This is a genomic window from Paenibacillus sp. GCM10027629, from assembly GCF_042676425.1.
Taxonomy (GTDB): domain Bacteria; phylum Bacillota; class Bacilli; order Paenibacillales; family Paenibacillaceae; genus Paenibacillus_K; species Paenibacillus_K terrigena.
The window spans coordinates 1,886,323-1,906,291 of sequence record NZ_JBHTGZ010000009.1 but is presented as its reverse complement, the minus strand read 5'-3'; the positions used below and the strand labels follow the sequence as shown (position 1 = coordinate 1,906,291).

Genomic DNA, 19,969 nt, shown 5'->3' with positions numbered 1-19,969 from the left:
ATTTAGGAGGAATATGAAAATGAATACAAAAAGACAAACGATTTGGCTCGTAAGTATGCTCAGCATTATGGTGGTATTATCTGCGTACTATCTGTTCACAGAACCAGCAAGCACGAACTCAAATACGAATAAGGTTGCGCAGAATAGTCAAGTCGAACAGACGAAGAAAAATGCAACAGAAGCGAGTACGACAGGCACGCCAGACAGTTTAACCGAAGTGAAAGTGGATGAAGTGACAGATCCGAATCTGAATGCAACGAAAGATTCGAATAAGGCGACAGATAGCGGGGCGGACAAAGGCAAAACAACGGAATCTGATGCGAAGAAGGGGACAGATAAGGCTACGGATTCCAAAGCAGGAACATCGGCAGACTCCAAAGTATTGGCATCCGATAAAACAGATGAGGCGATTCTAGATGAGCTGAGTAAAGAGGGAACCAATTCGGTGGATACGCTCGCGGCGGTACAACAAGAGCGGAATCAAAATTACAGCGCACAAATGGATAAGCTTCAAGCTATCGTGAATGATATGAATAAATCCCCTGATGAATACACCAAAGCAGAGCAAGAAATGACAGCGATTGAAAGCCAGGAACAAAAGATTACAACCATTGAAGAAGAGCTTCGCAAAGAATTTGGGAAAGCCGCGATTCAACTGGACAAAGATAAATTCAAAGTTGTTGTTGCAAGCGATCAACTGGAAATTGCCGAAGCCGTACACATCGTAGACATGCTGGTCAAAGAATTAAATGTAACGCAAGACAAGATCAGCGTACAACGCGTTGCTCCATAAATTGGCAGGAAAATGCGGAGAGTCCAGAAAAACTGGGCTCTTTCCATTTTAAAGGTTTATGATATAATACTAACGGTATAAGTGTCAGGGCTGTACCGTTTATTTCCAATGGGTTAACAAAGCTGAAGGAGTGAATATATACATGTTTAAATTGAGCGAGATCAAAGAATTGATCAAGTTAGTTGATCAGACATCCGTTCAGGAGCTAGAAATTGAAAACGAAGGTACACGACTATTTATTCGCAAACCGGGTAAAACCGAAGTTGTCAATGTTCATGCTGCACCGATTCAGCCGACGTATCAACAACAGGTTGTTCCAGCTGCAACGGCTGCACCAGTAGCCCAAGTTCAAGCAGAAGCTGCACCTGTAGCTCAAGAAACGAATAGCAATCTACATAAAATTGTGTCACCGATGGTAGGGACATTCTATAGTGCTTCTAGTCCGGATGCGAGCGCTTTTGTAAGTGTTGGCGATAAGGTGAAGGAGAAGTCGGTTGTATGTATCATTGAAGCGATGAAATTAATGAATGAATTGGAAGCAGAAGTAAAAGGTGAGATCGTTGAAGTGCTCGTGGAGAACGGTCAATTGGTTGAGTTCGGACAACCTCTTTTCTTAGTGAAAGCCGAATAAAAGGGAGGGCCCTCGAACATGAAGTTTCAGAAAATATTAATTGCTAACCGCGGTGAAATCGCGGTTCGTATTATTCGTGCAGCGCGTGAAATGGGAATTTCAACCGTTGCTGTATATTCCGAAGCGGATCGTGATTCGCTGCATGTAAGATTAGCTGATGAAGCTTATTGTATTGGACCTACGTTGTCCAAAGATAGTTATTTGAATTTGGCGAACATTATGAGCGTTGCTACGTTAACAGAATGTGATGCTATCCATCCGGGATACGGGTTCTTGGCAGAGAATGCAGACTTCGCTGAAATCTGTGATTCTTGTAATGTGACGTTCATCGGTCCATCACCGGATGCGATTAGTCGCATGGGTGACAAGGCCGTTGCGAAACAGACCATGAAGGATGCGAACGTACCTGTTATTCCAGGTTCGGACGGATTAATCGAGGATCTGGATGAAGCGATGATGATCGCTCGCGATATCGGCTATCCTGTTATTATCAAAGCAACGGCAGGCGGTGGTGGTAAAGGAATCCGTCTTGCAGAGAACGAGGAAGCTTTAATTCAGCAAATTACGATGGCACAACAGGAAGCGCAGAAAGCTTTCGGGAATGCCGGCGTTTATCTAGAGAAGTTCTTAACGGGCATGAAGCACGTTGAGATTCAAATTATGGCTGATAAGCATGGCAATGCGGTGCATCTCGGCGAGCGGGACTGCTCTGTGCAGCGTCGTAGACAGAAGCTTATTGAAGAAGCGCCGTGTTCAGTGCTGTCGCCTGAGGTTCGGTCTAAGATGGGGGAAGCAGCGGTTCGTGCAGCACTTGCCGTGAACTATTCTGGCGCAGGTACGCTTGAATTCTTGCTTGCTCCAGACGGTGAATTCTATTTCATGGAAATGAATACTCGGATTCAAGTAGAGCACCCGGTAACAGAGATGATTACGGGCGTGGATCTAATCAAGGAGATGATCTCGGTTGCGGAAGGCAATCCGTTATCATTTAGCCAAGAGGATATAGAGATCCAAGGATGGTCGATTGAATGCCGTATTAATGCGGAAGATCCAGATCGTAATTTCATGCCATCACCAGGGAATATTTCATTTTATCTTGCACCAGGCGGCTTAGGCGTTCGCGTAGATAGCGCAGCTTATCCGGGTTATACGATTTCACCGCATTACGATTCTATGATTGCTAAGCTTATCGTATGGGGTGCGACACGTGAAGAAGCTATTGCCAAAATGAAGCGTGCACTCGGCGAATTTGCTATCGAAGGAATTCATACTACGATTCCATTCCATCAACGTCTACTCGAGCATCCGAAGTTTATTGATGGCGATTTCGATATTAAATTCCTTGAAGAATACGAGGTTTAATCGCGAGTTATACAGGCTTTGAGCGCAGGAAGTGGGATAGGCCTAGGTTTGTCATAATTCCTGCTAAATGATATAGTATGTATAATAAGATGCGAAAAGATCGGAACTGCATCGCGAACTTATTGGAGGTGCTTACATTCATGAATATGATCCCTATGGATTATGAAAAGACAGATTTAGGCTTAATACAGATTGCTCCTGAAGTTATTGAAGTGATCGCTGGCTTAGCAACGATTGAGGTGAACGGCGTAGCTGGAATGAGCGGAGACTTTGCAGGTGGAATTGTTGAATTATTAGGGCGTAAGAACTTATCCAAAGGTGTTAAAGTAGAGGTAGGTCAACGTGAAGCTGCGGTTGACGTGTCCATCATCGTGGAATACGGTCATCGCATTCCGGAAGTATCTGCTGAAATTCAGCGCAGCGTGAAGCATTCCATTGAGATGATGGCAGGTCTTAATGTTGTAGAAGTGAACGTACATATCCATGGCGTGCATTTTAAGACAGCTGAGAAACCTGAAGAAGAAGAATCACAACTAAGGGTAAGGTAATTCAGCCATCCATGACTTAATGCTGGACTGAGTCACCTTTTACAAATGGAGAACCCCGGGCCGAATATGCGTCAGGGGTTTGCTCTAATTTTAAGGAGGCATGCATTTGCATGATTAAAATTTTGGACAGGCTCCTGTTATTCTTCTATAGTATCGTCATCGGAGCTGTTGCTGTCTGCGCTGTGCTCTACGCTACAAATGTATTGGATCGATCACTCTTAATGGATACGGAGTTATGGCTTGATAATATTGTCATCGCTGCGGCGGCTGTCATTATTCTAATTAGTTTACGGTTCTTCTATATATCTATTCGAAGAGATCGTACAAATCACCAATCGATTGATCTGCGTAATGAACATGGAGATATTCATATTTCGATGGAGACGATTGAGAACTTGGCGCTCAAAGCAGCATCCAAAGTCCGCGGTGTGAAAGATTTGAAAGTGAAAATCCGTGTCTCTGAAGCGGGTCTTGAACTGATCATCCGCACGTTCGTTGATGGCGATACATCTATTCCAGAATTGACTGAAGAAGTTCAACGTCATGTTCGCGAACATGTAGCGGAGGTCACAGGAATTCCGGTGGCGACGGTTTCGGTGTTCATTGCGAATATCGTTCAGACACAATCTTTTAAGTCAAGAGTAGAATAGAGGTGATTTTCCAATGTTGAAGCAGATTTGGGAAAGTCACGGGGGACGCATACTCGGAGTAACAGCAGGGATCTTTCTAGGCTTAATTTATTTTATCGTCGGTTTTTGGGACATGCTGTTCTTCGCATTGATTATTTTTATTGGGTATACCCTGGGCAAACAACGAGATTTGAAGCTGGGCAGCTTATTTCCATGGGCTCGGATATGGGAATGGCTGACGGGCAGATGGAGCATGTTTAAATGAACCCTGTGAGCGACTCCTAATTTTGTGACTCCGCCTTCCATGGAATCGGATTAGGAGCAGTTCATAGGTTTTTTTATATCACAACCGACCCATACTAGGATAGAGCGTATGGATGGATTCGTGATGACGATTATAACTTTTGGAGGAACAATATGAAGCGGCGCTTAGCTAGAGAAATTACAGTACAGAGCTTATACCAGATGGAAATGAACGGTGTGGCTGCCGAAGAAGCAGTAGCCATGGTGCTTACCGAAGTGAAAGAGGAGAACGAGACTGAGATTGAGATTCGCAATTTCAGCGAAATGAACACCTATGTTTTAAGTCTAGTTCATGGTACCTGGACGCACAAAGAACGGATCGATCAGCTGTTGTCCGAATATTTGAAGAACTGGCAGATGGACCGTCTATCACGTGTTGATCGTCAAATTTTGCGCCTAGCATGCTTTGAGATGGTATTCAGCGAAGACGTACCGCCGAAGGTTGTCGTGAATGAAGCGATTGATTTGGCCAAGCATTTTGGTACTGATGAATCCGGTAAGTTCGTGAACGGTGTTCTAGGGAAGATGATTCGTGAGCTAGAGCAGATTAAAGCCAATTAATTGGCTTTTTCATTGTGTAAACAAAGTGTGAGTAGTACAAGTGTTTCAAGGCTTTGTTGACAGATCAAAAAACTAATTGATTCGCGATTGACATGAAGGGGAGAGAAAACCATGACAGCTGTAAAAATTGATGGTAAAGCCGTATCCGCGTCCATTCGAGGACAAATTCAAGAAGAAGTTGTTGGTCTGAAGAAGCAAGGTATCGAACCAGGGCTTGCGGTCATACTCGTTGGAGAAGACCCAGGATCGAAAGTATATGTAGGTAGTAAAGAAAAAGCATGCATCGAGTTAGGATACTATTCCGAAGTTCATCGTCTACCTGATACGACAACGGAAGAGGCATTACTCGCCTTGATCGAACAGTTGAATAACCAAGCGAACATTCATGGCATTCTCGTACAATTGCCATTGCCGAAGCACATTCATGAGAAATCGGTTATTGATGCAATTGCCGTTGAGAAAGATGTAGATGGGTTCCACCCGATTAATGTGGGGAACTTGATGATTGGTGATGACAGTCTACTGCCATGTACACCTGCAGGTGTGATTGAGTTAATTAAACGTACAGGTACAGATATGGCGGGCAAACATGCTGTTGTGATTGGTCGCAGCAATATTGTCGGCAAGCCCGTATCGATGCTGCTCCAACGTGAGAATGCAACAGTGACCATGTGTCACTCCAGAACATCGAACATGCGCGAGATTACGAAGCAAGCAGATATCCTTGTTGTTGCTATCGGCCGTGCGAATTTCGTTGACCATACGTACGTGAAGCCGGGTGCGATTGTCATTGATGTAGGTATGAACCGTCTGGATAACGGCAAATTAGCGGGCGACGTTGATTATGAAGATGTACTCGAAGTAGCTGGAGCAGTAACACCGGTACCAGGTGGGGTAGGTCCGATGACCATTACGATGCTGATGCAAAATACGCTGATCGCGGCTCGTAGAGCACACGGCCTGAAATAAGGGTGAAGTCAATGGCGGAAGAGCGCATATTATCCATAAAAGATCTGAATCGATATATTCGGATGAAGCTCGAATCAGATGATTTGATGCAGGACGTCTGGATTCGGGGGGAAATATCGAATTTTACCCACCATTCCAGCGGACATATGTACTTCACATTGAAAGATGCAGACAGTCGGATCAAATCGATCATGTTCGCATCACACAACCAGAGGCTGGCTTTCCGTCCGAAGGAAGGGACGAAGGTTATTGCCCGGGGCAATGTATCGGTGTATGAACGAGACGGTCAGTATCAATTTTATGCGACACATATGCAGCCAGACGGGATCGGGAGTTTATATCTTGCTTACGAACAATTGAAGAAGAAGTTAGATGAAGAAGGACTGTTTGCGGCACACCGGAAACGACCGCTGCCGAAGTTCCCGAGAGCGATCGGAGTCATTACCTCGCCGACAGGTGCTGCCGTTCGAGATATTATTATTACACTCCAACGACGTTATCCTACAGTACCGATTCTGCTTTATCCCGTTCTCGTTCAAGGGACACAAGCGGCACCTTCCATTGTGAAGGCGATTGAGGGGATGAATCGGCATCAAGAGGCCGATGTATTGATCGTAGGCCGTGGTGGAGGATCTTTAGAGGAGTTATGGGCATTTAATGAAGAGATTGTGGCGCGAGCGATTTATGCATCCGGCATTCCGGTAATTTCTGCAGTGGGGCATGAGACTGATTTTACGATTGCTGATTTTGTGGCCGATCTGCGAGCGGCAACGCCTACAGCGGCTGCGGAGCTTGCCGTACCGCATCATTTGGAGCTGAAGCAGCATTTTCGCCGGCTTGAGCAACGCATGGAGCATGCGTTAGCCATGCGGATGCAGCAGGAGCGTGACCGTCTTGAACGATTGAGACGTTCTCCTTACTTTGTGCATCCCCGTAAATACTTGCTACAGCATGCGGAGCGCCTTGATCGGCTGACGGAACAGCTTCATTACCGTACGCAAGGATTGATGCGTAAGTCCGATGAACGTTGGTCGAAGTTGCAGCATCGTCTCGTAAGACGTAATCCGCAGGAACAAGTTATTTTTGCCCGGAAAAGGGTCCAGTCAGAAACGCACCAACTGTTGCAATCGATGCAAGCGATGCTGAAGGAGCAGAAATTGAAGCTCATGACTGGGATGAAGCAGCTTGATGCGCTCAGTCCGCTCAAGGTCATGCAGCGTGGATATAGTCTTGTCTATGACGAACAGGAGAAGCGCTTGATTAAGTCACTTGCTGATGTGCAGCCAGGTGACATGGTCCATGTGAAAGTGAATGACGGACAATTGGAATGTCAGGTGTGGTCAATGAAAGGAGAGGACATGCATGGCTAAGAAGGTCGAGAAAGAAGCTCCAGTAAGCTTCGAGGAAGCAATTCAGAAGCTTGAGTTGATCGTCGAAGAACTCGAGAGCGGGGACGTGCCACTCGAGAAAGCGATCGAGTTATTCCAAGAGGGCATGTTGATGTCGCAGCTCTGCGGCCAGAAGCTCGAACAAGTCGAACGTAAAATCGAAGCACTGGTTGAAGAAAATGGGGAGTTCCGCAAGAAACCTTTCACGGGAATAACCGACGATGCGGGGGATACTGTTGGCTAAGTTAAATGAGACAGAAGAATTTATAGAATATATGACAAGATCAAGAGCAGCAGTGGAAGAAGCACTATCCGGCAGCATTCCCCTTGATTGGGAGATGCCTGCCTCTTTGCGTGAGTCGATGCGCTATTCCCTGCTTGCTGGTGGAAAACGAATTCGTCCTATCCTTGTTCTAGCAGCAGCCGAAGCTGTGGGTGGAGCAGAGCTTGTTCCATCGGCTATGCCAGTTGCCTGTGCGATTGAGATGATTCATACATACTCGTTAATTCATGATGATCTGCCGGCAATGGATAACGATGATTACAGACGCGGGAAACTCACGAATCACAAAGTGCATGGGGAAGCAATGGCCATACTCGGCGGGGATGCGCTATTGACACATGCATTTCATCAAGTGGTTCAAGCATCAAGGAAGCATCGGGTTCCAACGGATCAAGTGCTTGCAATCATTGAGGAACTGTCGGTTCTTGCTGGCGCGAGGGGAATGGTCGGTGGACAAGCAGCGGATATGATCGGCGAGCAAGGGATTACATCGCTTGAACAGCTGCAATACATCCATCTCCATAAGACAGGAGATTTGATCGTATTCTCACTTCGTGCAGGTGGCCGAGTTGCAGGCGCGTCGGAAGAACAACTCACTGCACTAGAGATTTTCGGACGGCAAATCGGGCTGGCCTTCCAGATTCAAGATGATGTGTTGGACCTCATTGGAGATGAACAGAAGCTTGGCAAAAAGACGCAAAGTGATGTGGCGCAGAGTAAGGTGACATATCCATACTTTATCGGTATTGAGGCATCTCAGGTGGAAATTGAACGCCTTACACGGGAAGCGAAGGAAGCAATTGAAGCCGTGAACCTAGCGAGTCCACAGCGTCTAATCGAGCTAGCTGATTATTTAATGAAACGCGACCATTAAATGCTGCGTATAAAATACAGTATTATGATATAATAAGTCGTACGTAGAGTGGTGCAGTATTCTAGTCAGTCTACCGTTTCTGAAGGCGGGGCTAAAAATTCGCTAAAGGGCACATCGATGAAGTTCCTGGTGTTGGCTTCCGACGCCCAGTCGGGGGTTGATGCTGGGAGTTAAGGTCGTGGGGCGATCCACAATGGCATGTGGGCGTTGACCCCGCTTCCGCGGAGGCCCAAGTATGTGGCAAGACATCCTCGTATGAATTGCTACGGCTTGGGGTATGAACCTGCATTGCGAGTCGGGATTGACTCATATATGGATTAGTAGAAGCAATATCTAAGGATGACTTGTTTGCAGCGTAGCCTGCCTTGAGCGGATTCACAGGGATTGCAGATGTGTACGAGGCTAGCGCTTTGGCCAAAGTGTTAACCTTCGGATGCTGCATGAAAGTTCGTCTGCAAAAGAGGATATGAAACGGTTCAGGATTGCTGAGGAAAACTCCTAGACTGTTTGCGTACGTGAGACTTCTTGAGGATTATAGTGTGGACTAAGTGGTAATCTAGTCTGATGCTCGGCAACGACGTCAAGATGGGCATAAAGGGAAACCGCCTGATCGGCAACGTGAAGGAGACCTGTCTGGGAAAACCTACTGGACCTAAGCCACAGCGTTTACTCTCGAAGTTACCACTCATCTCTTTCTTATAGAGGGAGAGATTGAAATGAAATTTTCATTGAAGCACTCCATGAAATGGAGTATTTTTATTTCTATTGTCACATTCTTATTGGCCTGTATCTTCTCGGTCATCTCTACAACGGTTTTATCGGGTGTCGGATTTGGCGTAGGCGTCATCATCGTCTTGCTGTTGATCTTGATTGGCATTGTGTTCGATATGATGGGCCTAGCAGCGGCGGCTGCGAGCGAGAAACCTTTTCACGCGATGGCTGCAGAGCGAGTTAGGGGCTCAAGACAAGGGATTTATATTATCCGAAATGCGGATCGATTTTCGAATATTTGTAATGACGTCATCGGCGATATGACGGGGGTCATCAGTGGTGCTGCAAGCGCGCTCGTCGTCGGTAATTTGCTTCTCTCCATGAATCAAGGCAATGAAATGTTTCGAATGGTCACGAGCGTTGTGTTTGCGGGATTAGTATCTGCGCTCACGGTTGGAGGTAAGGCGGTTGGCAAAAGTTTTGCGATTCACTACTCCACGGCTATCGTGCTCTCGACCGGGAAGTTCTTCGATCTACTGGAACGAAGACTCCACATTCGAATTTTCACGAAGAAAAAAAGCAAACCGAACAATGGAAAGCGAGGAAAATAACGTGTTACTCGAACAGATTAATCAACCAAACGATTTAAAGAAGTGTTCGGTTGAGGAGCTCGCTCAATTGTCGGGAGAGATTCGTCAATTTTTGATCGAGAAACTATCGGTCACAGGGGGACATCTTGCGCCGAATTTGGGTGTAGTCGAGCTCACGGTTATTTTGCACTACTTGTTTGATAGTCCGAAAGATAAAATTATTTTTGATGTTGGGCATCAAGCTTATGTGCACAAAATACTAACAGGTCGTAGAGAACAATTCGATACGCTTCGCAAGTATAAAGGATTATGTGGCTTCGTCAAGCGTTCAGAGAGTGAACATGACGTATGGGAAGCAGGGCATAGCAGTACTTCTTTGTCAGCAGCAATGGGTATGGCGACTGCGCGTGATCTTAAAGGGGAAGACAACCGTGTCATTGCTGTGATTGGTGATGGTGCGTTAACCGGCGGGATGGCGTTTGAAGCGCTCAATCACATTGGGCATGAGAAGAAGAATTTGATTGTTGTGTTGAATGACAATGAAATGTCGATCGCCCCGAATGTTGGCGCGATGCATCATTACTTAGGTAAAATTCGTTCGGACAAAACATATAAGCGCGCCAAAGAAGAACTTGAAAGTTTCTTGAAAAAAATTCCTGCAATTGGCGGTGCGCTTGCGAAGACGGCAGAACGTCTGAAAGACAGCCTGAAATATCTCGTTGTATCGGGTGTGTTGTTCGAGGAACTCGGGTTTACATATCTGGGTCCTGTGGATGGGCATGATCTCGAATCGTTGCAAGATACGTTCAAGCAGGCAAGTCAAGTGAATGGACCTGTTCTTGTCCATGTCCTTACGACCAAAGGAAAGGGCTATTCTCCTGCAGAAGCAGATTCCCATAAATGGCATGGCATTACGCCATACAAAATTGAGTCCGGTCAAGTCGTGAAGGCGGTAGGGAACCCGATGTATACGGAAGTGTTCGGCAATGCGATCATTGAGCTTGCTGAACAGGATCATCGAATCGTCGCAGTAACGCCTGCGATGCCTGGCGGGTCTGGGTTGATGAAATTCGCAGCACGGTTCCCGGATCGGATGATCGATGTCGGTATTGCGGAACAGCATGCTGCGACACTCTGTGCAGCGATGGCGATGGAAGGCATGAAGCCGATTTATGCGGTCTACTCGACGTTCATGCAGCGTGCGTACGATCAGATTGTCCATGACATTTGCCGTCAAGACGCGAATGTGATCTTCGCGATTGACCGTGCAGGGTTCGTTGGTGCAGATGGCGAGACGCACCAAGGGGTCTACGATATCTCATTCATGCGCCATATCCCGAATATGGTCATGATGATGCCGAAAGACGAGAACGAGCTTCGGCATATGCTGAAGACGGCAGTCGACTATAATGACGGGCCAATTGCCGTTCGGTATCCACGTGTGAATGGTGTTGGTGTAGCCTATGATCCTGTGATGACACCGATTCCGATCGGTGAGTGGGAAGTTGTGCGTGATGGCGAATCCTTTGCGATTGCTGCAATTGGTCCTATGGTTCAAGTTGCACTTGAAGCCGCAGAGCAATTGAAACGCGAAGGGTTGAATGTTCGCGTAATCAATGCAAGATTCATTAAACCATTAGATGGCGCGATGCTGCAGCAGCTCGCCAAGGATCGGTTAGATCTGATCGTAATGGAAGAAAGCGCCCAAATGGGTGGACTCGGCAGCGCGATTCTGGAATATTACGCAGAACATGACATCTACGATATGCGTGTCAAACTCATGGGAATTCCAGATTACTTCGTAGAGCACGGCAGTGTGAAGGAGCAGCGCCAAGAGGTTGGTCTTACGGTTGAACACGTGATGGCTGAGATTAAGAATATGAAACCGCGCATTCGGTCGCGAGCGAAATAGAAGAGGGTAAATGAATGTCTGAACAGAAAGAACGGATTGACGTTCTGCTCGTTGAGCAAGGTTTTTTTGAAAGTCGTGAGAAGGCGAAAGCCGCGATTATGGCGGGTATCGTATTTAACAAAGATGGGGAACGGCAAGAGAAAGCCGGGTCGAAGATTCCTAGGTCCACAGAACTTCGCGTGAAGGGCCAGTTGCATCCCTATGTGGGGCGTGGCGGACTGAAGCTAGAGAAGGCGCTGCGCTATTTTGAAATCGATATGGACGGACGTGTCATGCTGGATATCGGTGCTTCGACGGGTGGATTTACCGATTGTGCATTGCAGCATGGCGCAAGCTATGTCTATGCAATCGATGTTGGCTACAATCAGCTTGACTGGTCGCTGCGGAATCATGAACGTGTTGATGTTATGGAGCGCACCAATTTCCGGTATACGACACCAGCAGATTTGAAGGGACCGCAGCCGAATATGGCATCCATTGATGTATCTTTCATCTCCCTGAAGATTATCCTTCCGCCTCTGATTGAATTGCTTGAGGAGCCAGCACAAGTTGTGGTACTGATTAAGCCGCAATTCGAAGCGGGGCGTGAGAAAGTCGGGAAGTCAGGCGTCGTGCGTGAACCGAAAGTTCATGAAGAAGTGCTGACATCGATTTTGACGTACGCGGCCGGATTGGGATTTAAGCTGCAAGGCTTAACCTTCTCCCCCATTACGGGTGGTGAAGGGAATATTGAATTCCTGGCATGTTGGGAATGGAAGAGACCATCCGATGTGCAGGGCGAGGCTGAACCGTTGGATGCAGCGAGAATTGCGGCTGTCGTCCAAGAAGCAGCGAACACGTTTACAGGAAACTCATCCACCAAAGGGTGAGTTTCTTTTGTTTGAAAGGCCCAATCCTCCTCGAAAAAAAAGGAAATCGATCCGTAGCCTCGAATATATTCTCGAGGTGATTCGTAATGGGACACAGTGATGAAATTGTCATGGTCGGTATCGTGGTAATCGCTGTATTATGGGCTTATTTTGGACTTAGAAGATGGCTGCATTCCCCACTTCGTACGAACTACTCAAGCGTGCCAATCCATACCGAAATGAATGAGAACACCATCGCATTCCAATTGATGGAACAGGATGGTTATGAGATCATCGGTGGAAAGGTTCGAATCCCATTTTATTTTCTTGTGAATGATATACAATTAGATAGCCGGTTATTTGTGGATTACGTAGCGAGGCGAGATGGACAGACCTACATTGTAAAGGTTGCTCGCGATCGTAAACCCATCGAGTGGACAGCCAGCAGCGTGAGAGATCGGCTGTTGCCTTACTTTCTGCTGTACAGTGATATTGATGGGATCCTATATGTAGATGAGAAGGAACAGCAATTACAACAAATTCATTTTCAACTTGAAGAAGAGTGAGGGATTTTATGAAGGGAAATCGTCATATCAAAATTCGTGAAATTATAACGAACCGAGAAATTGAGACGCAGGACGATCTGGTCGAGGCATTACGGTCTTCGGGATATCATGTGACACAAGCGACGGTATCTAGAGATATGAAAGAATTGCATTTGATTAAAGTACCAATGGATGATGGGCGGTATAAATATTCATTGCCAACAGATCAACGGTTCAATCCGGTACAGAAACTAAAGCGGGCACTCGTCGACAACTTTGTACATATTGATTCGACGAATAACCTGATCGTTATGAAGTGTTTGCCAGGAACGGCGAACTCGATTGCCGTCCTTATGGACAATCTTGAATGGACTGAGATTATGGGGACGATTTGTGGGGATGACACGATGTTGATCATTTGTCGCACGAAAGAAGATAGTGACAAGATCGTCGGGCAAATCATGTCCTTTATTTCATAATTTTCTTAAGTTGGGGGTGGCCGGATGTTAGCGGCTGTATCAATACGAAATCTTGCGGTGGTCGAGGCGGTGACCGTCTCTTTTCATAACGGGTTTCATGTACTGACAGGGGAGACCGGTGCAGGTAAATCGATCATCATTGATGCGTTAAGTTTAGTCATCGGCGGACGTGGTTCAGCAGATTTGGTGCGGTATGGGTGTGATAAGGCTGAAGTTGAGGCGCTGTTCGAACTGCCTCCCGATCATCCGGTATGGTCCGTGATGGCGAATCTAGGCATCATGGCGTCAGCTGAGGAGCATTTGGTGATTCGTCGTGAGCTCAGCTCGCAAGGAAAAAGCATGAGCCGCATTAATGGACAGCTGGTGAATTTATCGATGCTGCGAGAGATCGGTGAGCATTTGGTGAATATTCATGGTCAGCATGAGCATCAATCGCTCCTGAAGGTCGATAAGCATTTATCTTTGCTGGATACGTTCGGTGAAGCGACCATCGGACCTGTGAAGGATGCGTATCAGCAGGTCTATGCTCGCCATTCTAAGTTACGTAGAGAGCTGCAGGAGCTCGAGGATTCCAGCCAGAAGGCCTATCAGATGCTTGATCTATATCGGTTCCAGATCGAAGAAATATCGAATGCTGGACTCAAGATCGGTGAAGATGAATTGTTAGCGGAGGAAAAACGCAAGCTTGCGAATGCGGAACGGATGATGGATTCCGTAAACGATGCGTATGGACAAGTCTATGGTAATAAAGGGTTGGATGCACTCGGTAAGGCTGTCTCCAAATTAGAGGATATTATGGCCTTCGATTCACAGCGGCTTGGACCGATTGTGGAGCAGCTCCAGTCCGCCTTTTATCAAATTGAGGATGTCGCCTTTCAACTGCGGGATTATCGTGAAGAGATCGAATTCAACCCGGTACGGCTTGAAGAAGTGGAGCAGCGTCTGGATCTGATCTCATCTTTCCGTCGGAAGTATGGTGACAATGTGGAAGAGATCTTGAACTATCTGGAACGAATCCGTAAAGAAACGGACATGATTGAGAATAAAGATGAAATGATCCAGAAATTGCAGCAGCAAGTGGATCAAGAATTTGTACAGCTTGTTAAGCTTGCAGGACAGCTTAGCGGGCTTCGTAAGCAATGTGCTGAACAACTTGCCTCTGAGATGGAAGCGGAGCTCAAGAGCCTCCAGATGGAGCGTACGCGGCTTGAGGTTAAATTGGAACGTATGGAAGCCCCTGACGGTCTTGATGTCGATGGGGTACCTGTAAGATTTACGAAACATGGATATGATTCGGCGGAGTTCCTGATTTCTCCGAACCCTGGAGAACCTTTACGTTCATTACATAAAATTGCGTCAGGTGGGGAATTGTCCCGGATGATGCTAGCGTTGAAATCGATTTTTGCCACGATTGATCGTGTTCCTGTCTTGGTATTCGATGAAGTGGATACAGGAGTTAGTGGTCGCGCTGCACAATCGATCGCTGAGAAAATGTCATCCTTATCCCGTCAGTGTCAAGTATTCTCGATTACACATTTGCCACAGGTGGCTTGTATGGCAGATCATCATTATTTAATACAGAAGAATGTCGTTGAAGGGCGCACCATGACACAGGTTGAAGAACTTGTGGAAGAGGGGCGGATCAAGGAGTTGGCACGGATGCTCGGCGGCGTGGAAATCACCGAAAAAACGCTGCATCACGCACAAGAAATGTTAATTTTAGCGGATACAAGGAAAGCGGTCTAGGAATCATTTGCAGTAATAAAACGCTCTAGCCAAGGTTATCTTAAAGGTACGCAATTGGCGACAACCTTTCTCGTCAAGCGATAGAAGGAAAGGGAGCGTGTGACACCTTGAACTCCAAGCAGAGCAAAAGATTTCTTGGTCTTTTACTTGTCTTCTTCGTTTGTATGCTTAGTACAACGGCACCTTTTCAGTATTTCTCGACGTTTCCGAGTGAAATTAGGTTATTCTCGGGACAGCAAAAGGAACTTCGGCTGAATATGCCGGTAATGGCCCAGGCGGTGATTGATCATCCCGATATCATTTCGGTCAATGGAACAGCACAGCCATCTGTGGACGTCTCCCTGAGGGAGCCAATTCGTCTGAAGACACAGCAAAGCGGTCAAGCGGAATTAAAGCTTCGCTTATTTGGCAAGATTCCACTGAAGACCGTTAAAGTGAATGTTGTGCCTGATTTGAAGGTCATTCCTGGCGGGCAGACGATTGGTGTCAAAGTAAAATCAGCCGGTATTCTGGTTGTCGGGCATCATCTGGTTGCTGTGAATGGTCAGCGTAAAGTGTCTCCCGGTGAGGATGCAAACATTCAAATGGGTGATTTGATTACTCGAATGAATGGGAAATTCCTGAATGATGTCACCAAAGTAGCACCTGTTGTTACTGCTGCTGGGGAATCCAAACAACCGATTGAGCTTACGATTAAGCGGAATCAGTCCGAGTTTACAACCCAATTGACACCCGCTTATGATGTAGAAGAGAAGACATGGCGTCTTGGACTCTATATCCGGGACTCTGCAGCTGGTGTAGGAACGCTGACATTTTATGCTCCTGATCAAGGTGTATTCGGTGCATTAGGGCATGTCATCACTGACATGGATACGCAGACACCGATTGTTGTTGGCGACGGAGAAATTGTTCAGTCGAACGTCACCTCCATTTCTAAGAGCCAGAATGGGGAACCCGGTGAGAAAAAAGCTTATTTCCTCAAAGAGAGTAAAGTTCTTGGGAATGTGGAGCGAAATACGCATTTCGGTATTTTCGGCAAAATGAAAGAAAATCCTGATCACAGCTTATTTAAGGAAGGTATTCCGGTTGCTTTTGCAGAGGATGTGAAAATCGGTCCTGCCCAGATCCTTACCGTTATTGACGGTCAGCAGGTAGAACGCTTTGATATCGAAATTGCGCATGTCACACATCAGTCGAGTCCTGCGACCAAAGGGATGGTTATCCGAATTACTGACCCACGTTTAATTGACAAGACAGGCGGGATCGTACAAGGCATGAGCGGTAGTCCGATTATTCAAAATGGGAAGCTGATCGGTGCCGTAACACATGTATTTGTAAATGACCCGAAATCCGGCTATGGATGCTTTATTGAATGGATGCTGCAGGACGCAGGTGTGATGCTGCGATCCTCGAACACAAATCTTAAGGCGAGCTAGCAGCCTTAAGATTTTTTGTCGAATCGAAACGAATGTTGTTGTGAAATGTAGCAAAATAATTATTATAAAATATATTGTGAAAAAAATAAAGAAAATAATTATTCGACAGAAGGAATTTAATGGTGTGTGTCGAATTTCTATTCTCGGACAGGTAAAAAAAGAAAATTTTACTAGGAATTAAGGGAGGATATCGTGTGCAAAAGATTGAGGTATTGTTAGCAGACGACAACCGGGAGTTTACAAACTTATTGGCAGAGTATTTTTCGGAGCAAGGAGATATGAGCGTAGCAGGTATAGCTTATAATGGGGAGGAAGTATTACGTATCATTGAAGAATCCCGTCAAGTGCCAGATGTGATTATCCTGGATATCATTATGCCGCATTTGGATGGACTTGGTGTTCTAGAACGGTTACGTGAGATGAATTTGAGCCCGCAGCCGAAAGTGATTATGCTGACCGCATTTGGTCAAGAAAATATTACACAGCGCGCTGTTCAGCTTGGAGCTTCCTATTACATACTAAAACCATTTGATCTGGAAATTCTTGCGAATCGTGTTCGTCAATTGGTGGGTACACAGAGCCTTAGTTCGTCTTCCGGCAGTATGTCAATCTCGAATACCGTGAAGTCGTCGAGCAATGTAGTACCAATCGCCAAAGGCGGTAAGAACTTAGACGCGAATATCACATCCATTATTCATGAAATTGGTGTACCTGCCCACATCAAAGGATATCAATACTTGCGCGAAGCGATTACTATGGTCTACAATAACATCGAAATTCTCGGTGCTATTACGAAGACGTTGTATCCGGCGATCGCCGAGAAATTCAAAACGACACCATCACGTGTCGAGCGTGCGATCCGTCATGCGATTGAAGTGGCATGGACCCGCGGCAACATCGATAGCATCTCGTACTTATTCGGTTATACAATCAACATCTCGAAGTCGAAACCGACGAACTCGGAGTTCATCGCGATGGTGGCGGATAAGCTGCGGATTGAGCATAAGGTGAGCTGAAAGTGAAATAATAGAAAATAAAAAGGCTGCAATTCGCAGCCTTTTTTGCGTTATCAGAAGCATGTACATATAATGTGCAATAACATGATGTGTGTTGGATTTTCCGTTGAATATCATGTATCATGGCAGTTAAACTAGCATTTACATGCTCCATCATAATGTACATAGGGAGAGTATTTGAAATGGAACATCATGAACCGAACATTGATCAGAGACTAACGAATCTCACTCGTCAAATAAATGCTTTAGATGAGAAATTAAATGTGATCTTGGAGTTTTGTTTGAAACAAAATGGTTATTCGCAGGAATTAAAAACGGATTTAAATGGTCTTAGGGAAGAGATGAAATCCATGAAGATGCTCTCGATCATGAATCATGAACCTAGAGCAGCTCATTCGAGTGTTGTATCTGTCGGTGGATTGACAGCAGAACCGATGATACTCCAGCCTACAGCAGCAGCTCCTTCGCAGCGAAAAGTATGTCCGGAATGCGGGGCTGTCGATCAAATGGAACAAATTAAGGACACCATCTATGATGAGCATGGGAATGTACTACGTGCAGATGCTCCTGCGCTGGAATGCCAAATTTGTGGAGAGATAGTTCATCTATAATGAATTGTATTTTCAAGTAGAAACCGTCTAGTACATGTACTAGACGGTTTTTGTGTTGTACTTATTGCTGGTCTTCAGCAGATTGCGCAGCAGCCGAGGATTGATTTGTAAAAGCTTCAGCCGCTTCTTCCGCAGAGAACTCTGTATCGGATGTATTCGCAGCAGGCATTTTATTGAGTTCTGTGGATTGAACCTCCGCTTTTGAAGCTTGATTGTGAGAATTATTGTTCATGTTGACACCTCCTTCATTCCATAACAGCCATAGGTTTCCACGATTTGTGATTTTCATGCACGATAAATGGAATTTTTATTACAACTTGTTACTAGATAGAGATTCCTATTTCGATCTTTTATTTACAATAATGTAATTTTTCATTTCTTCTCGGAATCCAATATCTAACTTTTATTTACAAAAACAAGTGGTTTTGGTGACTAAAGTCCTATTTTAATAGTTACAAAAACGTAACTTTTATGAAATTGGTCCGATAGTAGGGTTAGAAGACTACTGGTATAGTAAATAGAGTAATTGGAATTGAGATTAACAAATTAATAGTAAAAGTCAATGTTGGAATATTTTGACAGTCGAATTACAAACACATCACATTCATAAGCGGTACTGTACAACGCAGTATCGGACATCAGGGAGGATACTTAATCATGAAAAAGATGTTACTAGGCCTAATTATGTGCACTATGGCATTCCAAATGGGTGCAACGACAATCAGTGCAGCGAGCGCACCAGTCGCAAATCAGACAAGCTCGAATTTGGGACAAGGTTCAAACACAACGAACTTGCTAGTTGATGAAAGCGATCCGGATCTGCCTAACTTGGAAGAGGTATCGACATTTGCGGCGTCATCTAGAGCAGTTCAGACCAAAGCAGCTGCCGGCGCCAAACTTGCAACAGTTAAGAATAATGTGAATTTGCGAGTAGGACCTTCTACAGGAACAAAGGTACTCCGCAATCTACCTAAAGGTGAGAAAATAACAATTCTAGGTCAAGCGAATGCAAGCTGGTACCACGCACAAGACAGTAAAGGCAATATCGGATATGTGAGCACCGCAACGAAATATCTTAATATTACGGGTAACGCAGAGTCAGGTACGGTTGCTCCAACGCCGCCTTCATCTCAAGTCGAGAAAGTCATTACTACAGGGAAGAAATATTTAGGTGTCCCTTACGAGTTCGGATCCGATCGTAATACGACTAAAACCTTTGATTGCTCTGATTTTGTCAGACAAGCCTACAAGGAAGCGTTAGGTATTGTTTTGCCATCGGATTCACGCAAGCAGGGTGCTTGGGTGAAGAGCAACTCAACAGCGAAGAAAAGTATTAGCTCATTGAAACGCGGAGATCTGATGTTCTTTATGTCCTATAAAGGCTCTAAAGCTTCTAATTACAACGGTGTGAATAAGGACACGCAACGGATTACTCATGTGGGAATCTACCTTGGAAATAATCAAATTTTGCACACGTATTCTACCAAATCAGGCGGTGTTCGCATCGATTCAATCCAGAATACAGCTTGGGAACATCGTTTCTTATACGGCGGTAGTGTCGTTAAATAGAAGAGTATTGTGGAGAGCCCTCTGAACCAGAAATGGAATCAGAGGGCTTTTTATAGAAATGATTTATTTAATCGAGATCATAATCACTTGCATGCCAATCAACGTCACCCTTATCTCGATTTATCGATACAGCAGTGGGCTGTGATCATTGCGTTATTCTCAAAC

22 protein-coding genes are annotated in these 19,969 nt (G+C 45.6%); 21 read left to right on the top strand and 1 reads right to left on the bottom strand.

What is annotated here, in order from left to right:
* The first annotated feature begins 19 nt into the window (after window positions 1-19).
* The 20 genes from ACFQZR_RS18400 (at window position 20) to ACFQZR_RS18305 (ending at window position 18,235) form a co-directional block, all read left to right on the top strand.
* The gene (locus ACFQZR_RS18400) at window positions 20-793 is read left to right on the top strand and encodes a SpoIIIAH-like family protein (protein ID WP_379348395.1); all 774 of its coding nucleotides are present in this window, start codon (window positions 20-22) and stop codon (window positions 791-793) included.
* Window positions 794-935: 142 nt separating this feature from the next.
* Window positions 936-1,424: an acetyl-CoA carboxylase biotin carboxyl carrier protein gene (gene accB / locus ACFQZR_RS18395; RefSeq protein ID WP_379348393.1), complete on the top strand. Its 489-nt coding sequence runs from the start codon at window positions 936-938 to the stop codon at window positions 1,422-1,424.
* Between the two features lie 18 nt (window positions 1,425-1,442).
* Window positions 1,443-2,786 (top strand): acetyl-CoA carboxylase biotin carboxylase subunit, encoded by a 1,344-nt coding sequence (gene accC / locus ACFQZR_RS18390; protein WP_379348391.1) that lies wholly within the window; start codon window positions 1,443-1,445, stop codon window positions 2,784-2,786.
* A gap of 140 nt (window positions 2,787-2,926) precedes the next feature.
* Window positions 2,927-3,334: an Asp23/Gls24 family envelope stress response protein gene (locus ACFQZR_RS18385; protein ID WP_379348389.1), complete on the top strand. Its 408-nt coding sequence runs from the start codon at window positions 2,927-2,929 to the stop codon at window positions 3,332-3,334.
* 110 nt (window positions 3,335-3,444) lie between these two features.
* Window positions 3,445-3,984, top strand: a complete 540-nt coding sequence (gene amaP, locus ACFQZR_RS18380; protein ID WP_379348387.1) for an alkaline shock response membrane anchor protein AmaP — start codon at window positions 3,445-3,447, stop codon at window positions 3,982-3,984.
* A gap of 13 nt (window positions 3,985-3,997) precedes the next feature.
* Entirely contained in the window at window positions 3,998-4,228 is a 231-nt protein-coding gene (locus tag ACFQZR_RS18375; RefSeq protein ID WP_018755131.1) for a DUF2273 domain-containing protein, read from the top strand.
* 152 nt (window positions 4,229-4,380) lie between these two features.
* On the top strand, window positions 4,381-4,827 hold the full coding sequence (gene nusB, locus ACFQZR_RS18370) for a transcription antitermination factor NusB (protein ID WP_379348384.1): 447 nt from the start codon (window positions 4,381-4,383) through the stop codon (window positions 4,825-4,827).
* Window positions 4,828-4,938: 111 nt separating this feature from the next.
* Complete coding sequence (gene folD / locus ACFQZR_RS18365) at window positions 4,939-5,796, top strand: bifunctional methylenetetrahydrofolate dehydrogenase/methenyltetrahydrofolate cyclohydrolase FolD (protein WP_379348383.1); 858 nt, start codon at window positions 4,939-4,941, stop codon at window positions 5,794-5,796.
* A gap of 11 nt (window positions 5,797-5,807) precedes the next feature.
* Window positions 5,808-7,166, top strand: a complete 1,359-nt coding sequence (xseA, locus tag ACFQZR_RS18360) for an exodeoxyribonuclease VII large subunit (RefSeq protein WP_379348382.1) — start codon at window positions 5,808-5,810, stop codon at window positions 7,164-7,166.
* Window positions 7,159-7,428 carry an exodeoxyribonuclease VII small subunit gene (gene xseB / locus ACFQZR_RS18355; protein WP_379348380.1) on the top strand — a complete coding sequence of 90 codons (270 nt, stop codon included), beginning with the start codon at window positions 7,159-7,161 and terminating at the stop codon, window positions 7,426-7,428. Before xseA ends, xseB begins: the two co-directional genes overlap by 8 nt.
* A 31-nt stretch (window positions 7,429-7,459) precedes the next feature.
* Window positions 7,460-8,341 (top strand): polyprenyl synthetase family protein, encoded by an 882-nt coding sequence (locus ACFQZR_RS18350; protein ID WP_379348906.1) that lies wholly within the window; start codon window positions 7,460-7,462, stop codon window positions 8,339-8,341.
* A gap of 716 nt (window positions 8,342-9,057) precedes the next feature.
* A complete protein-coding gene (locus tag ACFQZR_RS18345) occupies window positions 9,058-9,663 on the top strand; it encodes a hypothetical protein (protein WP_379348378.1) in 606 nt (201 codons plus the stop codon).
* A gap of 1 nt (window position 9,664) precedes the next feature.
* Complete coding sequence (gene dxs, locus ACFQZR_RS18340) at window positions 9,665-11,554, top strand: 1-deoxy-D-xylulose-5-phosphate synthase (RefSeq protein ID WP_379348376.1); 1,890 nt, start codon at window positions 9,665-9,667, stop codon at window positions 11,552-11,554.
* A gap of 14 nt (window positions 11,555-11,568) precedes the next feature.
* Window positions 11,569-12,423 (top strand): TlyA family RNA methyltransferase, encoded by an 855-nt coding sequence (locus ACFQZR_RS18335; RefSeq protein WP_379348374.1) that lies wholly within the window; start codon window positions 11,569-11,571, stop codon window positions 12,421-12,423.
* Window positions 12,424-12,509: 86 nt separating this feature from the next.
* A complete protein-coding gene (locus ACFQZR_RS18330) occupies window positions 12,510-12,968 on the top strand; it encodes a hypothetical protein (RefSeq protein ID WP_379348371.1) in 459 nt (152 codons plus the stop codon).
* Window positions 12,969-12,976: 8 nt separating this feature from the next.
* A complete protein-coding gene (ahrC, locus tag ACFQZR_RS18325) occupies window positions 12,977-13,426 on the top strand; it encodes a transcriptional regulator AhrC/ArgR (protein WP_379348369.1) in 450 nt (149 codons plus the stop codon).
* 24 nt (window positions 13,427-13,450) lie between these two features.
* A complete protein-coding gene (gene recN, locus ACFQZR_RS18320) occupies window positions 13,451-15,172 on the top strand; it encodes a DNA repair protein RecN (protein ID WP_379348367.1) in 1,722 nt (573 codons plus the stop codon).
* Window positions 15,173-15,279: 107 nt separating this feature from the next.
* Window positions 15,280-16,608, top strand: a complete 1,329-nt coding sequence (gene spoIVB, locus ACFQZR_RS18315) for a SpoIVB peptidase (RefSeq protein WP_379348365.1) — start codon at window positions 15,280-15,282, stop codon at window positions 16,606-16,608.
* 194 nt (window positions 16,609-16,802) lie between these two features.
* Window positions 16,803-17,624: a sporulation transcription factor Spo0A gene (gene spo0A / locus ACFQZR_RS18310; protein WP_018755144.1), complete on the top strand. Its 822-nt coding sequence runs from the start codon at window positions 16,803-16,805 to the stop codon at window positions 17,622-17,624.
* 182 nt (window positions 17,625-17,806) lie between these two features.
* On the top strand, window positions 17,807-18,235 hold the full coding sequence (locus ACFQZR_RS18305; protein WP_379348363.1) for a hypothetical protein: 429 nt from the start codon (window positions 17,807-17,809) through the stop codon (window positions 18,233-18,235).
* Window positions 18,236-18,296: 61 nt separating this feature from the next.
* On the opposite strand, the gene ACFQZR_RS18300 is transcribed toward ACFQZR_RS18305, so the two are convergent.
* Entirely contained in the window at window positions 18,297-18,467 is a 171-nt protein-coding gene (locus ACFQZR_RS18300) for a hypothetical protein (RefSeq protein WP_018755222.1), read from the bottom strand.
* A 425-nt stretch (window positions 18,468-18,892) separates the two neighbouring features.
* Between ACFQZR_RS18300 and ACFQZR_RS18295 the strand changes: the two genes are divergently transcribed.
* The gene (locus ACFQZR_RS18295; protein WP_379348360.1) at window positions 18,893-19,804 is read left to right on the top strand and encodes a C40 family peptidase; all 912 of its coding nucleotides are present in this window, start codon (window positions 18,893-18,895) and stop codon (window positions 19,802-19,804) included.
* Window positions 19,805-19,969: the final 165 nt, after the last annotated feature.

Coding starts and splice junctions, on each gene's coding strand:
- ACFQZR_RS18400 (WP_379348395.1), top strand. CDS start 20: ATGAATACAAAAAGACAAACGATTTGGCTCGTAAGTATGCTCAGCATT.
- accB (WP_379348393.1), top strand. CDS start 936: ATGTTTAAATTGAGCGAGATCAAAGAATTGATCAAGTTAGTTGATCAG.
- accC (WP_379348391.1), top strand. CDS start 1,443: ATGAAGTTTCAGAAAATATTAATTGCTAACCGCGGTGAAATCGCGGTT.
- ACFQZR_RS18385 (WP_379348389.1), top strand. CDS start 2,927: ATGAATATGATCCCTATGGATTATGAAAAGACAGATTTAGGCTTAATA.
- amaP (WP_379348387.1), top strand. CDS start 3,445: ATGATTAAAATTTTGGACAGGCTCCTGTTATTCTTCTATAGTATCGTC.
- ACFQZR_RS18375 (WP_018755131.1), top strand. CDS start 3,998: ATGTTGAAGCAGATTTGGGAAAGTCACGGGGGACGCATACTCGGAGTA.
- nusB (WP_379348384.1), top strand. CDS start 4,381: ATGAAGCGGCGCTTAGCTAGAGAAATTACAGTACAGAGCTTATACCAG.
- folD (WP_379348383.1), top strand. CDS start 4,939: ATGACAGCTGTAAAAATTGATGGTAAAGCCGTATCCGCGTCCATTCGA.
- xseA (WP_379348382.1), top strand. CDS start 5,808: ATGGCGGAAGAGCGCATATTATCCATAAAAGATCTGAATCGATATATT.
- xseB (WP_379348380.1), top strand. CDS start 7,159: ATGGCTAAGAAGGTCGAGAAAGAAGCTCCAGTAAGCTTCGAGGAAGCA.
- ACFQZR_RS18350 (WP_379348906.1), top strand. CDS start 7,460: ATGACAAGATCAAGAGCAGCAGTGGAAGAAGCACTATCCGGCAGCATT.
- ACFQZR_RS18345 (WP_379348378.1), top strand. CDS start 9,058: ATGAAATTTTCATTGAAGCACTCCATGAAATGGAGTATTTTTATTTCT.
- ACFQZR_RS18335 (WP_379348374.1), top strand. CDS start 11,569: ATGTCTGAACAGAAAGAACGGATTGACGTTCTGCTCGTTGAGCAAGGT.
- ACFQZR_RS18330 (WP_379348371.1), top strand. CDS start 12,510: ATGGGACACAGTGATGAAATTGTCATGGTCGGTATCGTGGTAATCGCT.
- ahrC (WP_379348369.1), top strand. CDS start 12,977: ATGAAGGGAAATCGTCATATCAAAATTCGTGAAATTATAACGAACCGA.
- recN (WP_379348367.1), top strand. CDS start 13,451: ATGTTAGCGGCTGTATCAATACGAAATCTTGCGGTGGTCGAGGCGGTG.
- ACFQZR_RS18305 (WP_379348363.1), top strand. CDS start 17,807: ATGGAACATCATGAACCGAACATTGATCAGAGACTAACGAATCTCACT.
- ACFQZR_RS18300 (WP_018755222.1), bottom strand. CDS start 18,467: ATGAACAATAATTCTCACAATCAAGCTTCAAAAGCGGAGGTTCAATCC.
- ACFQZR_RS18295 (WP_379348360.1), top strand. CDS start 18,893: ATGAAAAAGATGTTACTAGGCCTAATTATGTGCACTATGGCATTCCAA.